Source organism: Phaeobacter inhibens DSM 16374, from assembly GCF_000473105.1.
GTDB lineage: Bacteria > Pseudomonadota > Alphaproteobacteria > Rhodobacterales > Rhodobacteraceae > Phaeobacter > Phaeobacter inhibens.
Map to the genome: position 1 here is coordinate 1,703,479 of NZ_KI421498.1, position 16,888 is coordinate 1,720,366.

Consider the following 16,888-nt stretch of genomic DNA (forward strand, 5'->3'; position numbering starts at 1 on the left):
GGACGCGACAGAGAGCAGTTATGACCGAGAGCCTTTCCCCCATGCCCCCGTCCATTACGGACAGCCATTGCCATCTGGATTTTCCCGATTTCGAGGGTGAGCTGGACGCGCTGATTGCGCGGGCAGCTGAGGCCGGTGTGACTCGCATGGTCACCATCTGCACCAAACTGCGCAACGAGCCCAGCGTAAGGGCCATCGCCGAGGCACATGCGCCGATCTTCTATGCGGCGGGCACCCACCCGATGAGTGCCGCAGACGAACCGCTGGTCTCAGTGGACGAGCTGGTGGCGCTGGCGCAGCATCCGAAATTTGTCGGCATTGGCGAGACCGGACTGGATTATCACTATACCGCCGACAGTGCGGAGGTGCAGAAGACCTCGCTCAGAACCCATATTACGGCGGCACGGGAAACCGGCCTGCCGCTGATCATCCACGCCCGCGCGGCGGATGACGATATGGCGATGATCCTGCGCGAGGAAATGGCCAAGGGCGCCTATACCTGTGTGATGCACTGTTTCTCCTCCTCGCCTGAACTGGCACGGGCGGCGCTGGATCTGGGGTTTTACCTGTCGATGTCGGGCATCGCCGCCTTTCCCAAGAGCCAGGAGCTGCGCGATATCTTTGCCGCTGCCCCAATGGAGCGGATTCTGGTGGAGACCGACGCGCCCTATCTGGCACCGCCGCCCTATCGCGGCAAACGCAATGAGCCGGCCTATACCGCACACACCGCCCGCGTGGGCGCAGAGGTGTTTGGTGTGGATTACGCCGATTTTGCGGCCCAGACGCAGGCGAATTTTGACCGGCTGTTCTGGAAAGCGGCGCAATATGAGGCCGCCGCCTGATGGGCGTGCTGCGCTTTACCATTCTGGGCTGCGGCTCCTCCGGTGGAGTGCCGCGTCTTGGCGGGCATTGGGGCGCCTGCGATCCGACCAATCCGCGCAACACCCGGCGGCGCTGTTCGCTGCTGGTGGAGCGTGAGGGGCCGGAGGGCACCACAACGGTGCTGATCGACACCTCCCCCGATATGCGCAGTCAGTTGCTGGACAGTGGTATCGGGCGGCTGGACGGTGTAGTCTACACCCATTCCCATGCCGACCATGTGCATGGCATCGACGATCTGCGAATGATCGTCTTCAACATGCGCGACCGTATTCCGGTCTATGCCGATGGTGACACGCAGAACGCGCTGTTGTCGCGGTTTGGCTATGCCTTTGTGCAGCCCGCAGGCTCTCCCTACCCGCCCATTCTGGACCTGCGCAGTATTGATGGGCCGCTGACTATATCCGGCCCCGGTGGCGATATCACTCTGCGCCCGTTTGAGGTCAATCATGGCTCCATGGACGCGCTGGGGTTCCGCATTGGCGATCTGGCCTATCTGCCGGATGTGGCCAAGATCCCCGACAGCGCGCTGGTGGAATTGCAGGATCTGCACTGCTGGATCCTTGATGCGCTGCGCCGCAAGCCGCACCCCACCCATCTGTCGCTGGACGAAGCGCTGGAGTGGATCGAGCGGATGGCGCCAAAGCGCGCGGTACTGACCAATATGCACATTGATCTGGATTACGCGCAGGTCGCCGCTGAGACCCCTGATCATATTGATCCCGCCTATGACGGGATGGTGATCGAATACCCGATCTGAGCCGCCACATAAGGCGCCCGCGACCCCGCCCACAGGAAGGCACATCATGTTTCAGAGCTTGATTGATGTCATCCTGCCGGTGTTTCTGGTCATCGGTGCGGGCTATGTCGCCACCCGTCGCGGGTATTTTCAGGCCAGCCATGTCGATGGGCTGATGAAATTCACCCAGAGCTTTGCCATCCCCTGCCTATTGTTTCGCGCGATTGCGACGCTGGACCTGTCGGCGAGTTTTGATCCGCGCCTGCTGATCAGTTTCTACACCGGTGCCGCGATCTGTTTCTGTCTGGGGATGGCCGGTGCGCGGCTGATTTTCAAACGCGACTGGGAGGATTGCGTGGCGATCGGCTTTTGCTGCCTGTTCTCCAATTCGGTGCTGCTGGGCCTGCCGATCACGGAGCGCGCCTATGGGGCCGACAATCTGACCGGCAACTACGCGATCATCGCCTTTCACTCGCCGTTTTGCTACGGGCTGGGGATCACGGTGATGGAGATCGTGCGCAACAAGGGCGCGGGCGGCTTTGCTACGGTGAGATCGGTTTTCAGCGCCATGTTCAAGAATGTGCTGATCCTCGGCATCGCCTTGGGCTTTGTCGTCAACCTCTCGGGCCTGTGGATCCCGCAGGCGGTGGATGAGGCGCTGTCGCTGGTCATTCGGGCGGCCCTGCCGACGGCGCTGTTCGCGCTTGGGGGTGTGCTGGTGCAATACCGCCCCGAAGGAGATCTGCGCGCCATCGGCTTTGTCTGCGCGATCTCATTAATGGTACATCCGGCGCTGGTCTGGAGCATGGGCAGCGCCTTGAAGGTGCAGCCGGATCTGTTCCGCTCTGCGGTGCTGAATGCCGCGATGGCGCCGGGGTTCAACGCCTATATCTTTGCCAATATGTATGGGCGCGCGAAACGGGTGGCGGCCTCCTCGGTGCTGATTGCCACGGGATCCTGTATCCTGACGGTCTGGCTGTGGCTGCTGATCCTGGGCTAAGCGGTCAAACAAACAGGGGCGCCGCAGCGCCCCCATTGATCTGTTCTAATGGCGGCTATCAATCGCCGTCGGCCACACCGCGCTGGCGCAGCCGCGCACGGCGGGCACGGTAGCTGGGCAGGATCACCAGAAGGGCCGCCAGCCCCAAGAGGCCGATGGTCATCGGGCGCTCCATCAGAAAGCCCAGCCCATCATAAAGCTGCATCGAGCGGGAGAAGTTATCCTCCAGCATTGAACCCAGAATGAAGCCGATCAGCAGGGGCGCGAGCGGATAGTCGGCAAAGCGCAGCACCGTGGCACAAATCCCCAGACCCACAAGGATCAGCAGTTCGGTCGCATTGTTCTGCCCGATATAGGCCCCCATCAACGTGAAGAAGAAGATGAAGGGGATCAGGTAGTTGCGCGGCACCGCCAGAACCTTGGCGATATAGGGAATCAGCGGCAGGTTCAGAACCAGAAGGATCAGATTGCCGACATACATGGAGATGATCACGGCCCAGAAGATCTCCGGCTCATCCACCATCAGGCGCGGGCCGGGCGAGACATTGAGCGCGATCAGCGCGCCCAGCAGGATCGCGGTGGTGCCGGAACCGGGGATGCCCAGCGTCAGCAGTGGCACAAAGGAACCTGTGCAGGCTGCGTTATTGGCGCTTTCGGGCGCGGCGAGGCCTTTGATCGAGCCGTTGCCGAACTCTTTCTGTTCGTCCTTCGGGGCGATATTGCGCTCCACCGCGTAGCCAAGGAAGGAGGCGATGGTGGCCCCTGCCCCCGGTAGGACACCGATCAGGAAGCCCTGAATCGACTGGCGACCAATCACCGGCGCGATGGACTTCGCCTCCGCCTTGGTGATGCGCAGATCCTTGATCTCATTGCTGCCGCCTTCGGTCTTGGAGCGGCTGGGATCCAGCACCAAGTACAGCGCCTCTGGCAGGGCAAACATCGCCATGGCCAAGGTTATGAAACCAAAGCCCGATTGCAGATCCATAATGCCCATGGTGAAGCGGGGCATATTGAACAGCGCGCCCTCACCCACCGTGGCCATGATCAGGCCAAGCACGGTCATCAACAGCGCCTTCACCACCTGACCGGTGCCCGCAAAGGCAGCGATGGCGGAGAGTCCCACAACCATCAGCGCGAAATATTCCGCCGAGTGGAACAGCAGGGCAACGCTGGCCAGTGCGGGCGCGAAGATCATCAGCAGGACAGCACCGATGCTGCCGCCACAGAAGGACGAAATCGCCGCCACGGTCAGCGCCTTGCCGGCCTTGCCCTGTCGCGCCAGCGGGTAGCCATCGAAGGACGTCGCCACTGTCGAGGCCACACCCGGCGCGTTGATCAGGATGGACGAAGTCGAGCCACCGAAGATGGCGCCATAGTAGACACCCGCCAGCAGGATCAGCGCGGCAGAGGGATCACCGATGGAGATCGCCACCGGGATCATGATGGAAATGATGCTCATCGGGCCGAGACCCGGCAACATGCCGATAAAGGTGCCGATGAGGCAGCCGCCGATCACCATCAGGAGGTTACTAAAGGAAAAGGCCGTGCTGAGGCCGATCAGAATACCGTCCAGCATATCAGCCCCCAGTTCCGAGGAAGAAGGGCAGCGGGCGCAGGTAGATGCCCAGCACCTGCTGCACCAGATACCAGACCACGCCAGCCGCCAGTACGGCGATGGGGATCAGGATATGCAGCTTGCGCTCGCCAAGGATCATGGCGCTGATCACCAGAAAGCCAACGGTGGCGATCAGGAACCCCACCGGACGCAGCGCCAGCGCGTAGAGAACCATCATCGCCAGAAGTGCCGTGGCCTGACCCAGCTTGTAATCCAGCAGACGGCGGTAATCGATGTCGCCGGCCTTTGGGCCCGCATCAGCTTTCTGCGGCGACAGCAGGATGATCAGCGCGCAGATCACCGCCATGACAGACAGCCCCTTGGGGAAGGTGCTGGGCCAGATGGCATTAAATTTCATGAACGGCGGTAGCCCTTCGTCCATGGTGAAAAAGGCCGTGTAGCCATAGGCGAGGCTGATCATGAGAATGACCAGCGCGATCCATCGGTCGAGCGCCATCGGGCTCTCCCCCCCTTTGGTGAGATATGTTCAAAGTGAAACCTGAGCGGCGGCGCGGCCTCCTCCCGAAGATGCGCGCCAGCGGTTTCTGTCGTCAGAGGCGGGCGCCCGGCACCTCTGGGACCGGACGCCTGTCTGCTCTGCCAGACTTAGAGGAAGCCGAGTTCCTGCATCAGGCTCTTGATGACCTCTTCCTGACCTTCCAGGAAGCTGACGAAATCATCACCGCTGTTGTGAATGTTGACCCACCCGTTGCGGGCGCGGACCTCTTCCCATTCGGGGGTGTCATACATCTTGGCCAGAGCGGCGCGATAGGCGTCGACCTTTTCCTGCGGAAGACCGGGTGCGCCAAAGAAACCGCGCCAGTTGACGAAGGTTGCGTCGATCCCCTGTTCTTTCATCGTGGGGGCGTCTGCATAGGCGGGCACGCGGTCCTCGGCGGTGACGCCGATGATTTTCACCTCGCCTGCGTTGGCGAGATCAATCGCCTCGGAGAAGCCGGTGGAGAGTGCTGCGATTTCACCGGACAGCAGTGCCGCCATGGCAACCCCGCCTGCATCATAGGGGATGTATTTCACCGCTGTTGGCTCTTCGCCTGCGGCCTTCATCACCATGGCGGCGACCAGATGATCCATGCCGCCGGGAACCGAACCACCGCCGATGGCGGTCTTGCGCGGATCGGCCTGATAGGCGGCGATCAGATCGGACATGGAGTTGATCGGGCTGTCCTTGCCCACCACGATGGCCGCGTAATCACCAATGGTACCTGCGACCATGGTGAGATCACGGAAGTTATGCGGGAAGACACCGGTCAGCGAGCGGATCACAATCGGGGTGGAGTTCACCATCAGGGTGCCATGGTTGCTCTCAGCGTTTTCGATCAGATAGCCGATCGCCTTGCCACCGCCGCCGCCGGACATGTTCTCAAAGGAGGCATTGCCCACAAGGCCCGCCTTGGTCAGCGCCTCACCGGTGCCGCGCGCGGTGCCGTCCCAGCCGCCGCCTGCGCCGCCGGGGATCAGAAAGTGGATGCTGTCCACCATCTCATCCGCAGAAACCGGCGCAGCAAAGGCCAGTGTCGCAGCGGTCACCGCCATCAGGGCGCGCCGGGTCAAAGTCATTTTCATCTGTTTGTCCTCCCATTTGACAAATGGCGGCTTGGCCGCTCATGACTGAAAGGGAACACGGCAAGCTGACACAAACCTGTCACACTCAATTTCACAGTCGCCACCCGCCCCTTTGATGGATAGATCCCCATGCGTTTCCTGCTGGTCGAAGACAATCTGAGCCTGGCCTCCGCCGTCGAAGACCGACTGCGGATGGATGGCCATGTGGTGGACCATGCCCCCGATCTGGCGGTGGCGGATGACTATGCCGCGACGGCGGATTATGATTTGATTTTGCTGGATATTATGCTGCCAGACGGGGACGGTCGCAGCTTTCTAAAGTCCCATCGCAGCCGCGAGGGCACAACGCCGGTGATCGTGCTGACTGCGCGATCCGAGGTGTCGGACCGGGTCGGTGTGCTGGATCTGGGGGCGGATGACTACATCACCAAACCCTTTGATTTCTCCGAGTTGGAGGCGCGTTGCCGGGCGGTCCTGCGGCGCCATGGTGGCGGCAGTTCCAACCAGAAACGATTCGGTGCGCTGGTGTTTGATCCGCTGGCGGGCACGCTGGTGGTGGGCGACAAAACCGTCTCCCTGCGCAACAAGGAGTTGCGCTTGCTGGAAATTTTCATCAATGCGCCGGACCGGATCTTCTCCAAATCCAAGCTGGTAGACCGGCTGTTTTCCTATGAGGAAGACGTCTCGGAAAATGCGATTGAGGTTTATGTCGCGCGCCTGCGCAAGCATCTGGCCGGGGCGGATGTGGAAATCACCACGGTGCGTGGGCTCGGCTACCGGATGTCGCTTGCATGAGCCGCGCGCTGCCGACCAGCGGGTCGATCAGGCGGCGGTTGACGTTGCAGCTGGTGGGTAGCGCCGCCTTTCTCGCCTCGCTGTTGTTTTTCATCGTATTGGTCTTCACCCGGGATGTGTCGCAGCGCACCCATGACAGCATCCTTCAGGCCTCGGCCACGTCGATTATGGATTCGGTCTCTGTCCGGTCGGGCGATGTGACGGTCGATATCCCCTATTCGGCGCTGTCAATGCTGGGCAATGTCAGCGATGATCGGGTGTTTTACCGGGTCGCACAAAATGACCGCCTGCTCACTGGCTACGGCGACCTGCCGCTGCCTGATCTGCTACCCCAGCGAGGGCAGCCGCGGTTTGATACGGCGCCATACAAGGGCGACAGCATCCGCATGGTGACGCTGGCGCGGCGGATCTCATTGAACGGTCAGGTGTCCGATGTGGTGATTTCAGTGGCGCAGACCCGCGAAGGACAGGCGGCGCAATTGGCAGAGCTGACGCGCACCGCGCTGCAACTTGGCCTGGGGTTCTTTATGATTGCGGCGTTTCTGGCGATCTGGGCTGCGCAATCCAGCATTCACCCGCTTGCCGAACTGGCCGAGGCCGTGTCGCGCCGTGGGCCGAAGGATCTGCGCCCGGTGCGCCGACCGGTGCCGTCCGAGATGATCCCGCTGGTGACGTCGCTCAATCGGTTTATTGAGCGGTTGCGGGTTTCTCTCTCGCGGTCGGAGGATTTTATTGCTGAGGCGGCTCACCGGGTGCGCACACCGCTGGCCACGGTGCGTGCGCAGGCGGAGATCACATTGAGGCGGGTTGAGCGGGACGAAAACCGCGCCTCGCTGCGCGAGATGATCCGCGCGATTGACGAAAGCTCCCGCGCGGCGGGGCAGCTGCTGGATCATGCAATGGTGACCTTTCGCACCGACAGCCTGCTGCGCGAAGAGGTGGATCTGGGGGCGCTATCTCGGGAACTGCTGAACCGGCTCCGTCCGATTGCGGAGCTGAAGGACATCGCGCTGCATTCCGACCTACCGCAAACACCGGCGCTGTCGGGGGATCCGATCCTGATCCAAAACGCGGTGCGCAACCTGTTGGACAATGCGATCAAATATGCGCCATCCGAGAGCGACATTCAGGTCATCCTGCGCAAGGAGGGGGCAGAGTTGCGGCTGAGCATTATCGACGAGGCAGGCGGTTTTCCCAGCGGCGATACCGATGCGCTGACGGCACGGTTTGCGCGGGGCACCAATGCTGAAGGGACGATTGGCTCGGGGCTTGGTCTCACCATTGCGCGCGAGGTGGTGGAAGCCCACGGCGGGCGGCTGACGATCGCGCCAAGCCAAGCCACTAGCGGACCTCCTGCCGCATCCCCAAGACGGGAGGGATCATGCGTTTCCTTGTATTTCCCAGTGCCATGACCGGCCCGATCCGCGCATTTTGTCTGGCGGTTCTTGCCCTTGTCCTGCCAGCGTTCGCCGTGCAGGCGTTTGAGGTCGAGGATCAGCGCCGATTTGGCCCCACCGCCGGTGAGGCAAGCGCGGATATCCTGCGGGTTCTGTCCACCACGGACACCGATCTGCTGGCCCCGCTGGTCGAGAGCTTTCTGCGCACCCGACCCACGGTGGTGGTGGACTATGTGTCGGTCAGCAGTTCAGAGCTGATGCGCGCGGTGGTGGAGGAAGGCGCGGGTTTTGACCTTGCCGTATCCTCGGCGCTGGATCTGCAGACCAAGCTTGCCAATGATGGCTATACCCGCGCGCATTCCCCCGGTGGGCGGCTGAAAATCCCGGATTGGGCGGTATGGCGCGATCATGTCTTTGCCTTCTCGCAGGAGCCTGCGTCGATTGTGTTGTCGCCCGCCGCCTTTGACGGGCTGGAGATGCCGCGCAGCCGTCAGGCGCTGATGTCGCTTTTGCGGCGCTATCCGAACCGGTTCCGGGGCCGCATCGGCACCTATGACGTGGAGAAAAGCGGCCTTGGCTATATGTTTGCGACGCAGGATCTGCGCACATCGGAGAGTTTCTGGCGGATGATGGAGATTTTCGGCAGTCTCGATTTGCGGCTCTATTGCTGTTCCGGCGAGATGATCGAGGCGGTCGCGCGCGGGGAACTGGCCATCGCCTACAACGTGCTGGGCAGCTATGCCCGTGCGCGCGACGATCTGGCGGATCTGATCGAAATTGTCGATCCGCAGGACTACACCAATATGATGCTGCGCACTGCTGTGGTGCTGCAGGGGGCAGAGCGGCCCGATCTGGCGGGGGCGTTCATCGATCACCTGTTGCGCGCCGCCTGGGGCGATGGGCGCGATCCGGCCTATCCTTTCCCGCGCTACGCCACCGCCGAGACCAGCCCCACCGCCGCGCTGCGCCCGATCCAGATGGGACCGGGGCTGCTGGTGTTTCTGGACCGGCTGAAACGGGCGCGTTTCCTTGAAGAATGGCGCAGTACCGTCCTGCAGAAATAGCGCACGCGCTTAGCGATAAAGCAGCGACTGGCCGTTGTGAAAGAGATGCAGCTTGGCCGGGTCAGCGTAGAGCCGCACAGAGGAGCCGCGCAACCCCTTGTGAATGCCGGGGAGTTTGGCAATCAGCGGGTCCTTCCCCTCTCCCGCCGCAATGTAGAGCACGGTGACCTCGCCCAGGGCCTCCACAATATCGACACGGCTGTCGATCAACGCGCCGCCTGTGCCCTCCTCAACCAGATCTTCGGGCCGAACCCCGACATTCACCGCGAGGCCCTGATCGGCGTCGGTTGTGGGGATATCGGCCATGACCTCCTCGCCGCTGTTGAGCCGCACGGTGGTCCGTGGGCCGGCGGCAATCACGCTGCCCGGGATCAGGTTCATGGCAGGTGAGCCGATGAACTGGGCCACAAATTCATTCTCCGGTCGCTGGTACAGCTCCAGTGGCGTGCCGACCTGTGCGATGCCTTTGTCGGCGAGCACCACAATACGGCTGGCCAGCGTCATCGCCTCCACCTGATCATGGGTCACATAGATCATGGTGCTGTCGGGCATCGCCTCTTTCAGCTGGGCGATTTCGATCCTTGTGGCGACCCGCAGGGCCGCGTCCAGATTTGAGAGTGGTTCATCAAAGAGATAAACCTTCGGATCGCGCACGATAGAGCGGCCGATGGCAACCCGCTGCCGCTGTCCGCCCGACAGCGCCTTGGGCAGGCGGTCGAGATAAGGCTCAAGCTGCAGGATCTTGGCAGCACGGTCGATGGCGGCGTCGATCTCTGGCTTGCTTTTCTTCGCGATTTTCAGCGCAAAGGCCATGTTGTCGCGGACGGTCATATGCGGATAGAGCGCGTAGGACTGGAACACCATCGCGATGCCCCGCTGGGCGGGCGGAATGTCATTCATCACCGCATCGTCGATTTCCAGCGTGCCGCCGCTGATCCGTTCCAGCCCCGCGATCATCCGCAGCAAGGTGGATTTGCCGCAGCCGGAGGGGCCGACAAAGACGATCAGCTCCCCCTGTTTGATATCAAGGTTGATATCTCTCAGGACCTCGACGCCGCCCCCGTAGGTCTTGGCGACATTGGTCAATTTCAGGTTTGCCATCTACTGGTCCCTCCCCTGCTCGTCGTTTCTGTCAGACCCGCACCGCGAGGCAGGCCTGCCACGGTGCCAGCACGACACGGGCGCCGCTTTGCGGCAGGTCGGCCAGGGCGATATCGGTGTCGGGCTTGCGCCATGTCCCCTCCGGCAGGGTGATCTCTGCCGGGGTGTCCCCCAGATTGAAGGCGCAGAAGATCACCTCGTCGCGGTCCTGTCGGGTGAAGAAGGCGACATTGCCCTCTGCCCGCAGCTGGTCATGGGTGCCCACCGCCAGCGCCGGATGCGCCTTGCGCAGGGCGATGGCACGGCGATAGTGGTGCAGCATGGCGTCCGGGTCGGTTTCTTGGCTGGCCACGCTCAGGTTCAGGTGCTCGGGCGAGACAGGCAGCCATGGCTTGCCCGCGCTAAAGCCACCAGAACCGTTGGAAGGCTCCCAGACCATCGGCGTGCGGCAGCCGTCGCGGCCCTTGAATTCGGGCCAGAACTCAATGCCATAAGGATCCTGTAGGTCTTCAAAGGCGATATCCGCCTCCGGCAGGCCCAGTTCCTCACCCTGATAGATGCAGGTGGTGCCGCGCAGGCACATCATCATGGTGGTGAACAGGCGCTGCGCCTCCGGGCTGAGATCCCAGCGGCTGCTGTGGCGGATCACATCGTGGTTCGAAAACGCCCAGCAGGCCCAGCCATTTGCGGCCACACGGTCCACCTCGGCAAAGACCTCGGCCAGACGGGACGCGGTCAGCACGTCCTTGGCCAGAAGCTCAAAAGCGTAGCACATGTGAACACCGGTGCTGCCTGCCGTGTAGCTGCCCATGATCTCAAGGCCGCGCTGCGCGTCGCCCACCTCCCCCACGGCGGCCTTTGCCGGGTATTCATCCAGAAGCGCGCGGAACCGACCAAGGAAGGCCAGATTTTCCGGCTGGTTCTTGGAATAGAGATGTTCCTGATGGTTATAGGGGTTCACCGAGGGGGCGATGGTGGCATTGCGATGCTCCGGCGGCAGGGCTGGATTGGAGCGCAACTCTGCATCGTGATAGTAGAAATTGATCGTATCAAGGCGGAAGCCGTCAACGCCACGCTCCAGCCAGAAGCGCGTCGCATCCAACAGCGCGTCCTGCACGGCGGGGCAGTGGAAATTCAGGTCCGGCTGCGAGACAAGGAAGTTGTGCAGGTAATACTGTTCCCGCCGGGGATCCCATTGCCAGGCAGAACCGCCAAAGATCGAAAGCCAGTTGTTCGGCGGTGTGCCATCGGGCTGCGGGTCGGCCCAGACGTACCAGTCAGCGCGGGCATTGTCGCGGCTCTGGCGGCTTTCGCCGAACCACGGGTGCTGGTCAGAGGTGTGCGACAGAACCAGATCAATCATCACGCGGAGGCCAAGACCATGCGCCGTTGCGACCAACTGATCAAAGTCGGACAGGCTGCCAAACATCGGATCGACGTCGCAATAGTCGGAGACGTCATAGCCGAAATCCTTCATCGGGGAGGTGAAGAAGGGAGAGATCCAGATCGCGTCCACCCCAAGCGATGCGATATGCGGCAGGCGCTCGGTGATGCCCCTGAGGTCACCTATGCCGTCGCCATTGCTGTCCTGATAGCTGCGCGGATAGATCTGATAGATCACCGCACCACGCCACCAATCGGGGTCAGCGGCGAGAAGCTGTGCCGGGTCGAGTTGAGCTTGAGCGTTCATGGCAGTTTTTCCATAGTCTTAGAATAAGGGCAGCGCCGGTGTGATCCGGCCTGCGGATCACGTCACTTGACCGAGCCTGCAAGGAGGCCACGGACGAGGTATTTCTGCATGGCAAAGAAGACGGCGAGCGGCACCGCAATCGAGACAAAGGCGGAGGTTGCGAGGATCTCCCAATTGCCGCCCCGGGTGCCCAGCAGTTCAACAATCTGCTTGGTCATAACCGTGGTTTCTCCGGTCGCGTCGATCAGGAACACCATCGCCACCAGAAGGTCATTCCAGGTCCACAGGAACTGAAAAATCGCAAAGGATGCCAGCGCCGGGAACGACAGGGGCAGGATGATGCGCACAAAGATCATGAAATCGGTCGCGCCATCCACGCGGGCGTTTTCGATGATGTCGCGGGGAATGCCGACCATGTAGTTGCGCAAAAGATAGATCGCGAGTGGTAGGCCAAAACCGGTGTGGGCCATCCAGACGCCGATGTATCCCTTGCCGATGCCGATCTCATTGTGGAACTTCAGCAGTGGGATCAGGGCCAGTTGCAATGGGACCACCAGCAGACCAACGATGGCCGCCACCAGCAGGGCGCGGCCCGGAAATTCCATCCACGCCAGCGCGTAGGCTGCAAAGGCCGCAACAAGGATCGGGATGATGGTTGCCGGGATGGTGACGGTCAGCGTGTTGAAAAACGCCTTGGCCATATTGTCGGTAGAATTGCCGGAGATGAGCACGGTTTCATAGTTCTCCAGCGTGAATTCCGGCGGCACGGTTGCGGTTACGAACACACGAGGGCCGCGTTTACCGCTGATTTCCTCAGCGCTTTCCAACCGGTAGGTCCCATCTGCCGCAACCGTCAGGGTGCCGCCACGGCGCAGCTCTGCACTGGTGCCGGGCTCATAGGCGGCAGGCTCACGCGCAGAGGTGCCCCAGGCGGAAATCTCGCTGCTGGTGCCTTCGGCAAAAAGACGCCCTTCGATCACATAGAGGTCGCCCTCCTGCATCTGTGTGCTGGGGGGATCGGTGCGCAGGGTCAGGTTCTGCTCGCTTGGAAACATCGCGCGCCACCAGCCGCTGGTTGCGATCTGATCTGAGGTGCGGAAGGAGGACACCAACAACCCCAGCGTCGGGAACAGCCACAGCCCCACAAGCAGTACCACAGACAGGCGCAGGGCCCAGATCAGCGCAGGTTTCTCTCCGGCAATCATATTCATCGCGGTCTCTCCTCAGCGCATTTCGCGGCGGGCGTTGTAGACGTTCCAGACCAGTATCGGCAGGACCAGAAGCATGATGACCATGGCGCTCGCAGAGCCGACGCCCCAGTCATTGGCGCGGAACAGTTTGTCGTACATGTAGTTGGCCAGAACCTGCGTCTCCCACTGGCCGTTGGTCATGGCAAAGACGATGTCAAAGACCTTGAGCACGACGATGGTGATGGTGGTCCAGACCACGACGATGGTGTCCATGATCTGCGGTACCTTGATCTTGAAGAAGATCTGAAACGGCCCGGCCCCATCCACGATGGCGGCCTCCACGGTTTCTTCCGGGATGCCGCGCAGGGCTGCCGACAGGATCACCATGGCAAAACCGGTCTGGATCCAGATCAGCACCATCATCAGAAAGAAACTGTTCCAGAAGGGAATGGTCAGCCACCGCATCGGCCCGTCGCCGCCGAAATAGATGTAGAGCGCGTTCAGAACGCCGATCTGGTCGGTGCCTTCGGGGCGGGCGTCATAGACCAATTTCCAGATCACCGCAGCGCCGACAAAGGAAATCGCCATCGGCATGAAGATCAGCGATTTGGCGATATTGCCCCAGACAAGGCGGTCCGTCAGCTGCGCCGCCAGCAGGCCAAAGGCGGTCGAGGCCGCAGGCACAACGAGGAGCCACAGAAAGTTGTTTTGGAGCGCCTCCCAGAATTTCGCCTCCGCCAGCATCTGCTGGTAATTTGCAAGGCCGACGAATTCCGATCCGCCGCCAGGAACCCGTTCTGTAACCGACAGGCGCAGGGTCTCAACCACCGGGTAGGCCAGATAGAGCCCCAACGCCAGCAGCGCGGGCAACAGGAACAGCCATGGCCGGATCATGTTGGCGCGGCGGATATTGCGGGCGATATGTGCGCCGCGTGCCGGAAAGATCACCCGGTCCAGCACGAGATTGGAAAAGTAGAAATAGCCGACACACCCACCAACGCCAAAGGCGATGGTCAAGAGGCCCTGAATAGCTGGATGCATGGGATATCTCCCTTTGTGGTGAAGCGTGGCCCCGGACAGGCATCCGACAGGTCACGCGGACGCGCAGATCGGCGTGTCTGCGAGGGCGGAAACAGGGATAATACGGCCGGCCCATCGGGGCCGACCCTATTGGTGACTTACTTCAGAGCATCCCAAGAGGACTGGATCTCTGCTGCGACCTCTTCGGCAGGGGTGCCGCCGGCATAGCCGACCATACCCGTCCAGAAGGATCCCGCACCAACACCACCCGGCATCAGATCCGATGCGTCAAAGCGGAAGGTATCGGCAGAGAGCAGGATCTCCCCCATCTTCTTCAGCGTATCGGTCGCATAGAGGTCGGTGTTCACGCCCTTATGCGGGGTCAGGAAGCCCTGTTGCGCCATCCAGACCTCATGCCCGATGGGAGATTTCAGGAACTCCATCAATGCGCGCGCGCCCTTGCTGTCGTTGGTGATCGACCACAGGGTCCCTGCCCCCAGAACCGGGCTGCCCAGGTCCTTTTCTGCATAGGCTGGGAAGTAGAAGAAATCAGCATCCAGACCGACTTCTGTCCCTTCGGGGAAGAACGCAGGGATGAACGAGGCCTGACGATGCATCAGACACTGCGGCGGGCTGGCGAACAGACCTTTGGGGCTGTCGCGGAAATCGGTGGAGGCCACGGCGCCCGCACCACCCGAGACGTAATCATCGTTGCGGGCGAAGTAACCGAATTCCTCGATGGCATTCACAACGCGCGGATCGGTGAAGGGGATTTCATTGCTGACCCATTGATCATAAACGCCCGGATCCTGGGTGCGCAGCATCATATCCTCAACCCAGTCGGTTGCAGGCCAGCCAGTGGCACCACCAGATCCCAGACCGATGCACCAGGGCGTGTTGCCATCAGCCACCATCTGATCGGTCAGTGTCTTCAGCTCCTCCATCGACCGGGGGATGTCATAGCCGAAATCTTCAAATGTTTCAGGAACGTACCAGACAAGGGATTTCACATCCACCTTGTAGAACAGACCAAAGACATCGTCATTGCCGTCCGGCCCCGTGAAGGTGCTGAGATCAACCCAGGAGTCGCCGGCCGCGTAGTTTTCACGCACCCAGTCTGCGGTCTCACTGCCCAAGGGTGCGATAAAGCCTCGCGCGGCCATGTCGGACACCAGACCCGGCTGTGGGAAAACGGCGACATTGGGCGCGGAGCCTGCCTCTGCATCGACCACGATCTGCTGCTCAAAACTGTCGGATCCAGTGTAACGCACGTCCGCACCGGTGGCTTCAGCGAAATAGGCGAGCACCTTCTCGACGACCTCCTGATCCGGGCCAAGCCATGGACCAAAAACCGTGACCTGCTCCCCCGACAGATCGGTTGCCTTCAGCGCCTCGAAGCTCTCCCAGTTAAACTCGCCCTCGCCGACCGGAAAGGTCAGCGCGCCTTCGGCCTGCGCAAGACCAGCAGACAGGGCAAAGACGCCGGCTGCTGCCAAAAGACTGCGTTTCATGATGTTTCCTCCCGAGTGTTCAACGCGCCTGCCGTTTGTCACGGTTTCAAAGTTTTCAAAGCGCTTTGGATTTCAGCAAAATCCCGGATTCGGATGGAACTGTCAACAATTTCTCATCATATCATCAAACAAGCATAAAAAATACGGGACTTGCCAGCCTAACCCCTGCCCTGCCATAACTGCGCAGGTGGCCCACGGTTGCCATGGGCATATACAATGGAATCAAAGCGCTTTGGAGTTTTCTGCGAATGAACCTGAAGGAATTGGCCGCATATCTGAACCTGTCGCAGACGACAGTGAGCCGTGCGCTCAACGGCTTTCCCGAGGTGAGCGAAGCAACCCGTAAGCGCGTGGCGGCCGCCGCAGAGCAACACAACTACCGCCCCAACACCCGCGCCAAAGCGCTGGCCACTGGGCGCGCAATGGCGATTGGTCACGTGATCCCGCTGTCGTCGCAGCATGAGATGGTGAACCCAATCTTCGGCGACTTCATCGCAGGTGCCGGCGAGAGCTACGCCGCGGCCGGCTATGACATGGTGTTGTCGCTGGTTGAGGATAAGAAGCAGGAGAAAGCCTATCGCGAGATGGCCTCCAAGCGGAATGTTGACGGCATCGTTTTACATGCGCCGCGCATGTCGGATCCCCGGATCGGACTGTTGCGTGAAATCGGCCTGCCCTTTGCCGTGCATGGCCGCGCCTCCGATCTTGCGGGGGAGTATTGCTGGCTCGATGTGAACAACAAAAGCGCCTTTGACCGGGCGACACGGTTTCTCATCGACCTTGGGCACCGGCGGATCTGCCTGGTGAACGGGTTGGAGAGCATGGATTTCGCCTGGCGTCGGCGGGCGGGCTATGAATACGCGCTAGAGGCCGCGGGCCTGCCGCTGGATCCCGCACTGATGTACGCGGAGGAAATGACCGAGAGCTATGGGTATCGCACCGTTGTGAAAACCCAGGCGATGGTAGATCCGCCCACCGCCTATCTGGTGTCGTCAATCATCCCCGCCATGGGGGTGCGCCGCGCGATTGAGGATTCGGGGCGTCAGATGGGGCGTGATATTTCGGTGATCACCCATGACGATGACCTGTCCTATCTGCGCAACGGCGATGAGGTGCCGCAATTCACCGCGACCGTGTCCTCCGTGCAGGAGGCAGGCCGGCAGCTGGCCAATCTGCTGTTGGACCAGATCCGCAATCCCGGTCAGCCGCTTCCCACCCGCCTGCTGGAGGCCCAGCTGACCGTTGGGCGTTCAACCGGACCTGCGCCCATTCTTCGCTGATTGCCCCCGACAGGAGCCCCTGC

Annotated in this window: 15 protein-coding genes; 7 read left to right on the forward strand and 8 right to left on the reverse strand. The window is 61.3% G+C overall.

The window, feature by feature from the left end; genetic code table 11:
• Positions 1-20 precede the first annotated feature (20 nt).
• From INHI_RS0111910 to INHI_RS0111920, 3 genes are read left to right on the forward strand one after another with little or no spacing between them, the layout of a single operon-like run.
• Positions 21-842: a TatD family hydrolase gene (locus INHI_RS0111910; protein WP_027247777.1), complete on the forward strand. Its 822-nt coding sequence runs from the start codon at positions 21-23 to the stop codon at positions 840-842.
• Positions 842-1,639, forward strand: coding sequence for an MBL fold metallo-hydrolase (locus INHI_RS0111915; protein WP_027247778.1), 798 nt, complete (start codon positions 842-844; stop codon positions 1,637-1,639). The genes INHI_RS0111910 and INHI_RS0111915 overlap by 1 nt, the downstream gene beginning before the upstream one ends.
• A gap of 46 nt (positions 1,640-1,685) precedes the next feature.
• The gene (locus INHI_RS0111920; RefSeq protein WP_027247779.1) at positions 1,686-2,618 is read left to right on the forward strand and encodes an AEC family transporter; all 933 of its coding nucleotides are present in this window, start codon (positions 1,686-1,688) and stop codon (positions 2,616-2,618) included.
• Positions 2,619-2,676: 58 nt separating this feature from the next.
• Here INHI_RS0111920 and INHI_RS0111925 read toward each other — a convergent pair whose 3' ends face one another.
• The 3 genes from INHI_RS0111925 to INHI_RS0111935 form a co-directional block, all read right to left on the reverse strand.
• Positions 2,677-4,194: a tripartite tricarboxylate transporter permease gene (locus INHI_RS0111925; RefSeq protein ID WP_027247780.1), complete on the reverse strand. Its 1,518-nt coding sequence runs from the start codon at positions 4,192-4,194 to the stop codon at positions 2,677-2,679.
• 1 nt (position 4,195) lies between these two features.
• The gene (locus INHI_RS0111930) at positions 4,196-4,690 is read right to left on the reverse strand and encodes a tripartite tricarboxylate transporter TctB family protein (protein ID WP_014873910.1); all 495 of its coding nucleotides are present in this window, start codon (positions 4,688-4,690) and stop codon (positions 4,196-4,198) included.
• Positions 4,691-4,839: 149 nt separating this feature from the next.
• Positions 4,840-5,817 (reverse strand): Bug family tripartite tricarboxylate transporter substrate binding protein, encoded by a 978-nt coding sequence (locus INHI_RS0111935; RefSeq protein ID WP_014873909.1) that lies wholly within the window; start codon positions 5,815-5,817, stop codon positions 4,840-4,842.
• Between the two features lie 129 nt (positions 5,818-5,946).
• Between INHI_RS0111935 and INHI_RS0111940 the strand changes: the two genes are divergently transcribed.
• From INHI_RS0111940 to INHI_RS0111950, 3 genes are read left to right on the forward strand one after another with little or no spacing between them, the layout of a single operon-like run.
• Positions 5,947-6,612 carry a response regulator transcription factor gene (locus INHI_RS0111940; RefSeq protein WP_014873908.1) on the forward strand — a complete coding sequence of 222 codons (666 nt, stop codon included), beginning with the start codon at positions 5,947-5,949 and terminating at the stop codon, positions 6,610-6,612.
• Positions 6,609-8,024 (forward strand): sensor histidine kinase, encoded by a 1,416-nt coding sequence (locus tag INHI_RS0111945; RefSeq protein ID WP_027247781.1) that lies wholly within the window; start codon positions 6,609-6,611, stop codon positions 8,022-8,024. The genes INHI_RS0111940 and INHI_RS0111945 overlap by 4 nt, the downstream gene beginning before the upstream one ends.
• The gene (locus INHI_RS0111950) at positions 7,994-9,073 is read left to right on the forward strand and encodes an ABC transporter substrate-binding protein (protein WP_027247782.1); all 1,080 of its coding nucleotides are present in this window, start codon (positions 7,994-7,996) and stop codon (positions 9,071-9,073) included. The genes INHI_RS0111945 and INHI_RS0111950 overlap by 31 nt, the downstream gene beginning before the upstream one ends.
• Before the next feature lie 9 nt (positions 9,074-9,082).
• On the opposite strand, the gene INHI_RS0111955 is transcribed toward INHI_RS0111950, so the two are convergent.
• The 5 genes from INHI_RS0111955 to INHI_RS0111975 all read right to left on the reverse strand — a co-directional run bounded on the left by INHI_RS0111955 (position 9,083) and on the right by INHI_RS0111975 (position 15,585).
• Entirely contained in the window at positions 9,083-10,174 is a 1,092-nt protein-coding gene (locus tag INHI_RS0111955; protein ID WP_027247783.1) for an ABC transporter ATP-binding protein, read from the reverse strand.
• A 31-nt stretch (positions 10,175-10,205) separates the two neighbouring features.
• Positions 10,206-11,864 carry an alpha-amylase family glycosyl hydrolase gene (locus INHI_RS0111960; RefSeq protein ID WP_027247784.1) on the reverse strand — a complete coding sequence of 553 codons (1,659 nt, stop codon included), beginning with the start codon at positions 11,862-11,864 and terminating at the stop codon, positions 10,206-10,208.
• Between the two features lie 62 nt (positions 11,865-11,926).
• Positions 11,927-13,075, reverse strand: coding sequence for a carbohydrate ABC transporter permease (locus INHI_RS0111965; protein ID WP_027247785.1), 1,149 nt, complete (start codon positions 13,073-13,075; stop codon positions 11,927-11,929).
• Positions 13,076-13,087: 12 nt separating this feature from the next.
• Positions 13,088-14,095, reverse strand: a complete 1,008-nt coding sequence (locus tag INHI_RS0111970; protein WP_027247786.1) for a carbohydrate ABC transporter permease — start codon at positions 14,093-14,095, stop codon at positions 13,088-13,090.
• Positions 14,096-14,232: 137 nt separating this feature from the next.
• The gene (locus tag INHI_RS0111975) at positions 14,233-15,585 is read right to left on the reverse strand and encodes an ABC transporter substrate-binding protein (protein WP_027247787.1); all 1,353 of its coding nucleotides are present in this window, start codon (positions 15,583-15,585) and stop codon (positions 14,233-14,235) included.
• Between the two features lie 248 nt (positions 15,586-15,833).
• Here INHI_RS0111975 and INHI_RS0111980 point away from each other — a divergent pair, with 248 nt between their 5' ends.
• On the forward strand, positions 15,834-16,865 hold the full coding sequence (locus INHI_RS0111980) for a LacI family DNA-binding transcriptional regulator (protein ID WP_027247788.1): 1,032 nt from the start codon (positions 15,834-15,836) through the stop codon (positions 16,863-16,865).
• Positions 16,866-16,888: the final 23 nt, after the last annotated feature.

Coding starts and splice junctions, on each gene's coding strand:
- INHI_RS0111920 (WP_027247779.1), top strand. CDS start 1,686: ATGTTTCAGAGCTTGATTGATGTCATCCTGCCGGTGTTTCTGGTCATC.
- INHI_RS0111930 (WP_014873910.1), bottom strand. CDS start 4,690: ATGGCGCTCGACCGATGGATCGCGCTGGTCATTCTCATGATCAGCCTC.
- INHI_RS0111980 (WP_027247788.1), top strand. CDS start 15,834: ATGAACCTGAAGGAATTGGCCGCATATCTGAACCTGTCGCAGACGACA.
- INHI_RS0111965 (WP_027247785.1), bottom strand. CDS start 13,075: ATGAATATGATTGCCGGAGAGAAACCTGCGCTGATCTGGGCCCTGCGC.
- INHI_RS0111925 (WP_027247780.1), bottom strand. CDS start 4,194: ATGCTGGACGGTATTCTGATCGGCCTCAGCACGGCCTTTTCCTTTAGT.
- INHI_RS0111935 (WP_014873909.1), bottom strand. CDS start 5,817: ATGAAAATGACTTTGACCCGGCGCGCCCTGATGGCGGTGACCGCTGCG.
- INHI_RS0111970 (WP_027247786.1), bottom strand. CDS start 14,095: ATGCATCCAGCTATTCAGGGCCTCTTGACCATCGCCTTTGGCGTTGGT.
- INHI_RS0111960 (WP_027247784.1), bottom strand. CDS start 11,864: ATGAACGCTCAAGCTCAACTCGACCCGGCACAGCTTCTCGCCGCTGAC.
- INHI_RS0111945 (WP_027247781.1), top strand. CDS start 6,609: ATGAGCCGCGCGCTGCCGACCAGCGGGTCGATCAGGCGGCGGTTGACG.
- INHI_RS0111910 (WP_027247777.1), top strand. CDS start 21: ATGACCGAGAGCCTTTCCCCCATGCCCCCGTCCATTACGGACAGCCAT.
- INHI_RS0111950 (WP_027247782.1), top strand. CDS start 7,994: ATGCGTTTCCTTGTATTTCCCAGTGCCATGACCGGCCCGATCCGCGCA.
- INHI_RS0111955 (WP_027247783.1), bottom strand. CDS start 10,174: ATGGCAAACCTGAAATTGACCAATGTCGCCAAGACCTACGGGGGCGGC.
- INHI_RS0111975 (WP_027247787.1), bottom strand. CDS start 15,585: ATGAAACGCAGTCTTTTGGCAGCAGCCGGCGTCTTTGCCCTGTCTGCT.
- INHI_RS0111915 (WP_027247778.1), top strand. CDS start 842: ATGGGCGTGCTGCGCTTTACCATTCTGGGCTGCGGCTCCTCCGGTGGA.
- INHI_RS0111940 (WP_014873908.1), top strand. CDS start 5,947: ATGCGTTTCCTGCTGGTCGAAGACAATCTGAGCCTGGCCTCCGCCGTC.